The organism is Kitasatospora sp. NPDC056783, from assembly GCF_042789895.1.
Classification (GTDB): Bacteria; Actinomycetota; Actinomycetes; order Streptomycetales; family Streptomycetaceae; genus Kitasatospora.
The window spans coordinates 1-7,185 of sequence record NZ_JBHUAF010000422.1 but is presented as its reverse complement, the minus strand read 5'-3'; the positions used below and the strand labels follow the sequence as shown (position 1 = coordinate 7,185).

General features: G+C 74.6%; 9 protein-coding genes. 2 read left to right on the top strand and 7 right to left on the bottom strand.

The window, feature by feature from the left end:
• Positions 1-16 precede the first annotated feature (16 nt).
• The 3 genes from ACFRMQ_RS35680 to ACFRMQ_RS35670 form a co-directional block, all read right to left on the bottom strand.
• On the bottom strand, positions 17-697 hold the full coding sequence (locus tag ACFRMQ_RS35680; protein ID WP_380734972.1) for a hypothetical protein: 681 nt from the start codon (positions 695-697) through the stop codon (positions 17-19).
• Positions 698-791: 94 nt separating this feature from the next.
• A complete protein-coding gene (locus ACFRMQ_RS35675) occupies positions 792-1,586 on the bottom strand; it encodes a hypothetical protein (RefSeq protein ID WP_380734971.1) in 795 nt (264 codons plus the stop codon).
• Positions 1,583-2,128, bottom strand: coding sequence for an RNA polymerase sigma factor (locus ACFRMQ_RS35670; protein WP_380734970.1), 546 nt, complete (start codon positions 2,126-2,128; stop codon positions 1,583-1,585). Before ACFRMQ_RS35670 ends, ACFRMQ_RS35675 begins: the two co-directional genes overlap by 4 nt.
• An 85-nt stretch (positions 2,129-2,213) precedes the next feature.
• On the opposite strand from ACFRMQ_RS35670, the gene ACFRMQ_RS35665 reads away from it, so the two are divergent.
• Positions 2,214-3,125, top strand: a complete 912-nt coding sequence (locus tag ACFRMQ_RS35665) for a serine/threonine-protein kinase (RefSeq protein ID WP_380734969.1) — start codon at positions 2,214-2,216, stop codon at positions 3,123-3,125.
• 55 nt (positions 3,126-3,180) lie between these two features.
• Here ACFRMQ_RS35665 and ACFRMQ_RS35660 read toward each other — a convergent pair whose 3' ends face one another.
• Both ACFRMQ_RS35660 and ACFRMQ_RS35655 read right to left on the bottom strand, forming a co-directional pair.
• The gene (locus ACFRMQ_RS35660; RefSeq protein WP_380734968.1) at positions 3,181-4,068 is read right to left on the bottom strand and encodes an LLM class flavin-dependent oxidoreductase; all 888 of its coding nucleotides are present in this window, start codon (positions 4,066-4,068) and stop codon (positions 3,181-3,183) included.
• 40 nt (positions 4,069-4,108) lie between these two features.
• Positions 4,109-4,297: a hypothetical protein gene (locus tag ACFRMQ_RS35655; protein ID WP_380734967.1), complete on the bottom strand. Its 189-nt coding sequence runs from the start codon at positions 4,295-4,297 to the stop codon at positions 4,109-4,111.
• Between the two features lie 162 nt (positions 4,298-4,459).
• Between ACFRMQ_RS35655 and ACFRMQ_RS35650 the strand changes: the two genes are divergently transcribed.
• Positions 4,460-5,326, top strand: coding sequence for an HAD family hydrolase (locus ACFRMQ_RS35650; protein WP_380734966.1), 867 nt, complete (start codon positions 4,460-4,462; stop codon positions 5,324-5,326).
• Between the two features lie 36 nt (positions 5,327-5,362).
• On the opposite strand, the gene ACFRMQ_RS35645 is transcribed toward ACFRMQ_RS35650, so the two are convergent.
• Both ACFRMQ_RS35645 and ACFRMQ_RS35640 read right to left on the bottom strand, forming a co-directional pair.
• The gene (locus ACFRMQ_RS35645) at positions 5,363-6,277 is read right to left on the bottom strand and encodes a phosphate ABC transporter ATP-binding protein (protein ID WP_380734964.1); all 915 of its coding nucleotides are present in this window, start codon (positions 6,275-6,277) and stop codon (positions 5,363-5,365) included.
• Positions 6,278-6,300: 23 nt separating this feature from the next.
• Positions 6,301-7,185 (bottom strand): sortase (locus ACFRMQ_RS35640; protein ID WP_380734962.1); only part of this gene is annotated, 885 nt, incomplete at its 5' end.

The window sequence follows — 7,185 nt, the reverse complement described above, 5'->3', positions numbered from 1 at the left end:
GAGCCGGGGCCTCCGTTCAGGAGGAGAGGCGGTTCAGTGCCGCGGTGGCGATGCCCTCGACGTAGCCCGGGGCGTCGGTGGGCCGGCCGGTGACTTCGAGGACGGCGACCCTGGTGCCGCTGCGCAGGACCGCGGCCCCGCCGCTGAAGACGCCGTCGCCGTTGTAGGACGGGTACCAGTGGGCGGTGCCGCCGTTGACGGTCAGGGTGTGGGCCGCGCCGTAGTACCAGTGGCCGGCGGGCTCGTCCTGGCAGTCCTGGAGGAGCGCGACGAACTGCTGCTCCCAGGCGGCGGCCGTGGTCCCGGTGGGGGCGCTCGCGGCCGACTCGGTCAGCCGGCCGGTGGTGTCGAAGGTCCAGGTCACGGACGCGTACGCGGTGGCCTGGCCGTTGGTCTGGCTGCGCATCGTCTCCTCCCCGGAGCACGCGGACAGCCCCTGGCGCCCGGCCAGCTCGATGGTCGCGCCGACCGGGTTCGGGCCCCGCCGGAAGTCCTCGCTCTGGAGGAGGGCGGCGGAACCGAGTCCGGCGGCGGCCGCGGTCGGACGGGCGGCCGCGGCGCGGTGCGTGGCCCCGTCGGCGGTGGCCGACTGGCTGCCGACGACGCTGACCGCGATCAGTGCGGCGGCGCAGCAGGCCGCGGCGGCGACCCGGTTGCGGCGAACGGACTTCTGCTGGACTGCCTGGTTCTCGGTCATCTGGTCCCCCTGCTGGTCGGGACGCCTGCTGCGTCCTCGTACAACCGGGGAGATGCCGCCGCGGGAGGGAAAGTTGGAGCCCGGACCGGCTGTTTCACAGCTGTGACAGAGCGGTCCTGACGACGCGGTCCATCGCGGCCGTCCCCAGGCAGGCGCCGACCTCCAGCACCCCGTAGTGGTTGCCGCTGCGCAGCACGGCGATGCCGCCGCAGGGCTCCGTGCCCTCGGGCGCCCTGCCGGTGGTGTTGAGGGTGCCCTGGTACACGCCCATCCAGCTCGCGGTGACGTCCGGGGCGAGCCGGAGCGTCGTCGTCCTTCCGTAGACCCAGTGCCCTACCGGTTCCTCCTGGCAGGGCACCTGCTCCAGCAGCAGGCGCTGGGCGAAGTTCTCCGCCAGGGAAGGATTCTGGGTCTCGGAGGCGACCTCGCGGGCGACCTGGTCGGCGTGGTCGAAGGCCTGCGTGGGGTCGTCCGGACCGGTGCGGGTGCCGGTCATCAGTCCGCGGAAGTGGGCGCCGGGCCCGCCCAGGGTCTGGGTGAGGGTCTTCTCGCCGGTGCAGGCCGCGTTGGCGTAGTTCCCGTCGCCGTACCGGTCGGTGACGTGGATCCGCTCGATGTCCATGTCCGGGCCGAACGCCGCGGGTTCCAGCAGGTTCGCCGCCGTCACCGGCCCGGTCGCACCGGTCACACCGGTCGTCGGGGCGGACGCCGGGACGGACGCCGGGGCGGAGCCGGAGGCCGAGGACGCGGGCGCGGTGGCGCCGGGGGGCGACGGCAGGACGAACCGGCCGGTCGCCAGCCCGAGCGCGGCGGCCGCCACCAGGGCGGCGACGGCGGACCGCCGCCGGACGAGGACGCGGCCACCACCCGCCGCGGGACCGCCGGTCACTGACCGGTGACCAGGTGCTCGCGCATGAAGCGGCGGGCCTGGTGGATGCGGTCCTTGACCGTGCCCAACGGGGCGCCCAGCTGTTCGGCCACCTGGGCGTAGGTCAGGTCGCCCAGGTCGCGCAGCACGAAGGACTCCACCAGGGCGGGGTGCTGCCGCTCCAGCGCGGCCAGCGCCTCCATCAGGTCGAGCCTGGTCCCGGCGATGACGCTGGTGGTGCGCGGGTCCACGGGCTCGGGGAGGTCGGCGTGGCTGTCTTCGGCGCGCCGGCGCATCGAGCGGTAGGTGGACCGGGCCGCGTTCGAGGCGATCACCGTCACCCAGCCCAGGAAGGAGCCGCGGCCCCCGTACTCGCCCAGGTGCGTGCTGACGGACAGCAGCGCGTCCTGCGCCGCCTCCTCCGCGTCGGCGTGGTGGGGCAGGAAGCGCGAGCAGCGGCGCAGCACCACCGGCCGCAGCTTGGCCAGCAGGTACTCCATCGCCCCCGGGTCGCCCGCCCGAGCAGCCACCACGAGCCGTTCCAGCTCGTCTTCCTCGAACACCCGGATCCCCCCGTCTCGCCCCGCCCGGCGTCCCCCGTCGAACGGGAGTTCCACACTCCCCCCGACTCCGGCAGAATGCTGCCACATGCGCAAGCTCGGCCGTTACCTCCTCCTGGAGCGGCTCGGAGCCGGCTCCTTCGCCACGGTCTGGAAGGCCTACGATCCGGAGCTCGACACCGAGGTCGCGGTGAAGGTGCTGGCCGAGAACTGGGCCGCCAACGCCGATGTGCGCGAGCGGTTCCTGACGGAGGCGAGGCTGCTGCGCCGGATCGCCAGCCCGCGGGTCGTCCGGGTGCACGACGTCGGGGTGCAGGAGGACCGGCCCTACTTCGTCATGGACTACGTGCGCGGCGGCACCCTGGCGGACCGGGTCGGTCAGTGCGACCCGCGGGAGGCGCTGCGGCTGGCCGCGGAGGCGGGCTACGCGGTCCAGGTCCTGCACGAGGCGGGCGTGGTGCACCGCGACGTCAAGCCGTCCAACCTGCTGCTCGCCACCGGCCCCGCACCCGCCGCGGTGCTGGTGGCGGACCTGGGCAGCGCGAAGCGACTGGCCGACGCGTCCGGGCTGACGGTGACCACGGGCACGCCCGCGTACATGGCCCCGGAACAGGCCTTCCAGACCGGCGGGTTCGACGGGAGGGCCGACGTGTACGCGCTGGCCGTCGTGGCCTACGAACTGCTGACCGGGCAGAAGCCGTTCGGCCCGGGCGGGCGCGCCGCGGCCATGATGACCGACCGGCCGACCGCCTCGACGCTGCCGGCGCTCCCCACCGGAACGGAACTCTCCCCGAACGTCGCCCTGCTGCTGCGGGCCGCGATGTCCGTCGAGCCGGCGGACCGACCGCCGACCGCCCGGGCCTTCGCGGACGCGCTGCTGGCTCCGGTACCGCCGTCCCGGCCCCTGGAGGGCCCGGGGTGGCTGACCCCGCGCGCGGTCTGGCTGGCGTCGGGCACGGTGTTCACGGCGGCGACCCTGCTGAGCTGGCTGCGGCGTTGAATCCGACGGGGCCGGCGCCCCGGCCGCTCCACCGGAGCCGCCGGGGCGGTGGCGCTCAACCCAGCTGGGAGAACCCCTCGGTGGCGATCTCCTCGAAGACGGCGAGATCGGTCTCGAAGATCGAGTCGGGGATCGGCCAGTGGATCACCAACTCCGTGATGCCCAGCTCCCGGTAGGTACCGGCCCAGTCCACGAAGGCGTCCACCGACTCCAGCGGCTTCTCCGCGGTCGAGCCCTGGAGCAGCACCTTCTCCAGCGTCGCCACGTCCCGGCCCTGTGCCTCGCAGACGGCCGTCAGCTTCTCGATCTGCCGCGCGACGACGCCGGGCGCCTGCTCCACCGGTACGTCCGCCGGGCCCTTCGGGTCCCCGTACGTCACCCAGCCCTGCCCGTACTCGGCCGCCAGCCGCATTCCGCGCGGCCCGGCCGCCGCGACGTAGAACGGCAGCCGCGGGGTCTGCACGCACCCGGGGATGTTCCGGGCCTCGACCGCCGAGTAGTACGTGCCCTCGCGGGTGGTGGCGTCGTTGGTCAGCAACTCGTCCAGCAGCGGCAGGAACTCCCCGAACCGGTCCGCCCGCTCCTTCGGCGACCAGGCCTCCTGCCCCATCGCCGTCGCGTCGAACCCCGTCCCGCCGGCCCCGATCCCCAGCGTGAACCGCCCGCCGGACACGTCGTCCAGCGTGATCAACTCCTTCGCCAGCGTCACCGGGTGGCGGAAGTTCGGCGAGGTGACCAGGGTCCCCAGCCGCAGCCGCTCGGTCGCGCACGCCGCCGCCGTCAGCGTCGGCAGCGAGCCGAACCACGGCTCGTCCTGGAACGAGCGCCAGCTCAGGTGGTCGTAGGTGTAGGCGGTGTGGAAGCCGAGCTCCTCGGCCCGCCGCCAGATCTTCTGCCCCTCGCTCCACCGGTGGACGGGGAGGATCACGGTGCTCAGTCGCATGTCCCCGACCCTACGCGGGCCGGCCCGGGAGCGGGGTGCCCTACGGGTGCGGGCGGGTGCGTTGGGTGGGGAGGGAGGGCGCGGCGGTGCGGCGGGCGAGGTCGGCGAGGGTGTGGAAGAGGACGTCGCCGAGCAGGACCGGGTCGCGCGAGGCATCGGGAGCCGGCGCGGCGCGGGAGTCGGGGTGGGCGGTCGGGGGCGGCTGGTCACGGAGCTGGCGTGTGGGCATGGCTCTTCCTGCCGACGGGGTGGCCGTGGCGGTTTTCTGCCCGCCGGGGCCGGGCGGGCACCCCGGAGGCGGGCGGATCGGCCGGAAACGGCGCATGAAGGGCTTGATCACGGCGCGGGCGGTGGCCGGCCGCGAACCGCCGCCGGTGACCGGGCGGCGCCGATGGGCGAAGATGGACCGGTGACCGAACCCCGTACCGCACCCCGCCTCATCGCCACCGACCTGGACGGCACCCTGCTCTGCTCCGGCGGCACCGTCTCCGACCGCACCGCCGCGGCGCTGGCGGCGGCCGAGGCGGCCGGGGTGCGGGTGGTGTTCGTGACCGGGCGGCCGCCGCGCTGGATGCAGCAGGTGAGCCCGCACATCGGCGGCCACGGGGTGGCGATCTGCTCGAACGGCGGCGCGGTGGTGGACGTGCGGCGCGGCGAGCTGCTGGAGACCTTCCCGCTGCCGGTGGAGACCACCCTGGCGGTGGTCGAGGCGCTGCGGGCCGAGCTGCCCGGCACCGCGTTCGCCTTCGAGTACCCGGGCGGCTGGGCCCGCGAGGCCGGGTACGCGGTGCCGATGTGGGGCGGCGACGAGCTGGAGCACCACGTCGGCCCGGCGGAGGAGCTGCTGGGCGCCGACGGCCCGGTCCGGGGTCTGTTCAAGCTGCTGGCCAAGCACCCGGACCTCGACCCGGACACGTTCCTCGCCGAGGCCCGGGAGACCGCCGGGCACCTGGCCGAGATCACCCGCTCCGCGGCGATCCCGCTGCTGGAGATCAGCGCGCCCGGCGTCACCAAGGCCAGCACGCTGGCCCGCTGGTGCGCCGGGCACGGGATCGACCGGAGCGAGGTGGTGGCCTTCGGCGACATGCCGAACGACCTGGAGATGCTGGCCTGGGCCGGTACCGCGTACGCCGTCGCCAACGCGCACCCGCAGGTGCTGGCGGCGGTGCCGCGGCACACGGTGAGCAACGAACAGGACGGCGTCGCGGCGGTGCTGGAGCGCCTGCTCGGCCTCCAGGGCGCGCCCGGGCGGGCCTGAAGCCCCCGGGCGCGACCCGCCCCTGTTGGGCCCTGTCTAGCCGAAGCGGCCGTTGACGTAGTCCGAGGTCCGCTGGTCGCGCGGACTGCCGAAGATCTGCCCGGTCGGCCCGGCCTCGACGATCCGCCCCGGGGTGTCGTGGGTGGCCAGGAAGAACGCGCAGCTCTGCGAGACGCGCTGGGCCTGCTGCATGTTGTGGGTGACGATCACGATGGTGAGCCGCCCGCGCAGTTCGTCGATGGTCTCCTCGACCCTCCGGGTGGAGGTCGGGTCGAGCGCCGAGCACGGCTCGTCCATCAGCAGGATGTCCGGCGAGACGGCCAACGACCGTGCGATGCACAGGCGTTGCTGCTGCCCGCCGGAGAGCGCCCCGCCCGGGGTGTGCAGCCGGGTGGACACCTCGTCCCAGAGCCCGGCCCGGCGCAGGCTGGTCTCCACCAGGTGCTGGCGCTCCTCCTTGGACACCTTGATGCCGGCCAGCTTGAGCCCGCTGGAGACGTTGTCCTGGATGGACATCGCCGGGAACGGGTTGGGCCGCTGGAACACCATCCCGATCCGGCGCCGCACCTCGGCGGGGCGCCGCCCGGGCCGGTAGACGTCGTCCCCGTCCAGCAGCACCTCGCCGGCGAGGGCGGCGCCGCGCACCATCTCGTGCATCCGGTTGAGGATCCGCAGGTAGGTGGACTTGCCGCAGCCGGACGGGCCGATCAGCGCGGTGACCTCGCCGGCCGGCATCGCCAGCGAGACCCGCTCCAGCACCTTGCGGGTGCCGAACCAGGCCGAGACGTCCCGGGTCTCCAGCCCGGCCAGCGGCTCGCCGTCGGGGTACTGGTCACCGGTGTAGTGGTCGCCGGTGTTCCGGTCACCGGTGTACGGGGCGACCGGGGGGAGGGTGATGGTGTCGGCGACCGGATCGGTCGCCGGAGTGTCGGTCAGTGGTGCGTCGGTCATCGGAACGGTCCTCCGGGCGCGCGTCAGTAGAGGTTGGGCAGCAGGGCGGCGGCGTTCTCGTAGACCGCCCAGAGCAGTGCGCCGACCACCGGCGCGAGGCTGAGGTACGCGGCCGAGCGCCGCCAGTACCGGGCCAGCGCCAGGGCACCGGCCACCGTGCCGAGCAGGCCGAGCGACCACAGCTGGAGCGTGGCCAGCGCGCCCTTGTCCGCGGCCAGGGCCTTGTCGTACGGGACGGTCCGGGGCCGGCCGCCGGGGTTCTGCTCCGGGTCGCCGTCCAGCCGGGCGCCGATCAGCACGGTGGAACCGGGAATCCAGTCGGAGTCGCCGGTGACCAGCACCAGCCGGTTGCGGGCCGGGTCGGTGATCGGGTGGTCGCCGTCGCCGTACACGTTGACGGTGTAGGTGAACTTGCCCTGGCCGGTGGTGGCTTCGATCTTGTCGCCGACCCGCAGCTTGGACAGCGAGGCGAACGGTGCCCCGAAGGTGGCACCGCGGCCGAAGACCACCGCGACCCCGCGCTGGCCGGGCAGCGCGGTGTCCCGGCGGTGGCCGGGGCCGCGCATCAGGTCCCGGCCGGTGGTGCCCTCGACCACCACGGCCTGGTGCAGGCCGATCGCCGGGATGTCCAGCAGCGCCACCGGGGCGCCGTCGGCGGCCGCGCCGGTCGGGGCGACCGCCCGGGCCAGCTGGTCGCGGAAGGTCTTGTACCCGGTCGACTGGTAGTGCCGCTGCTGGACGTTCGAGAGCGTGAACAGGAACCCGACGAAGCCGAGCACCAGCGCGGCCGCGAGGCTGACCGCCCAGGCGCCCTGGAGGAAGCGCCGCCGCCCGGCGGAGACGGCCGGCCGGGCCGGGGCGGCGGCGGGCGCCGCGGGGCCGGGCGGCGGCACCGGCGCGGGCCGGGC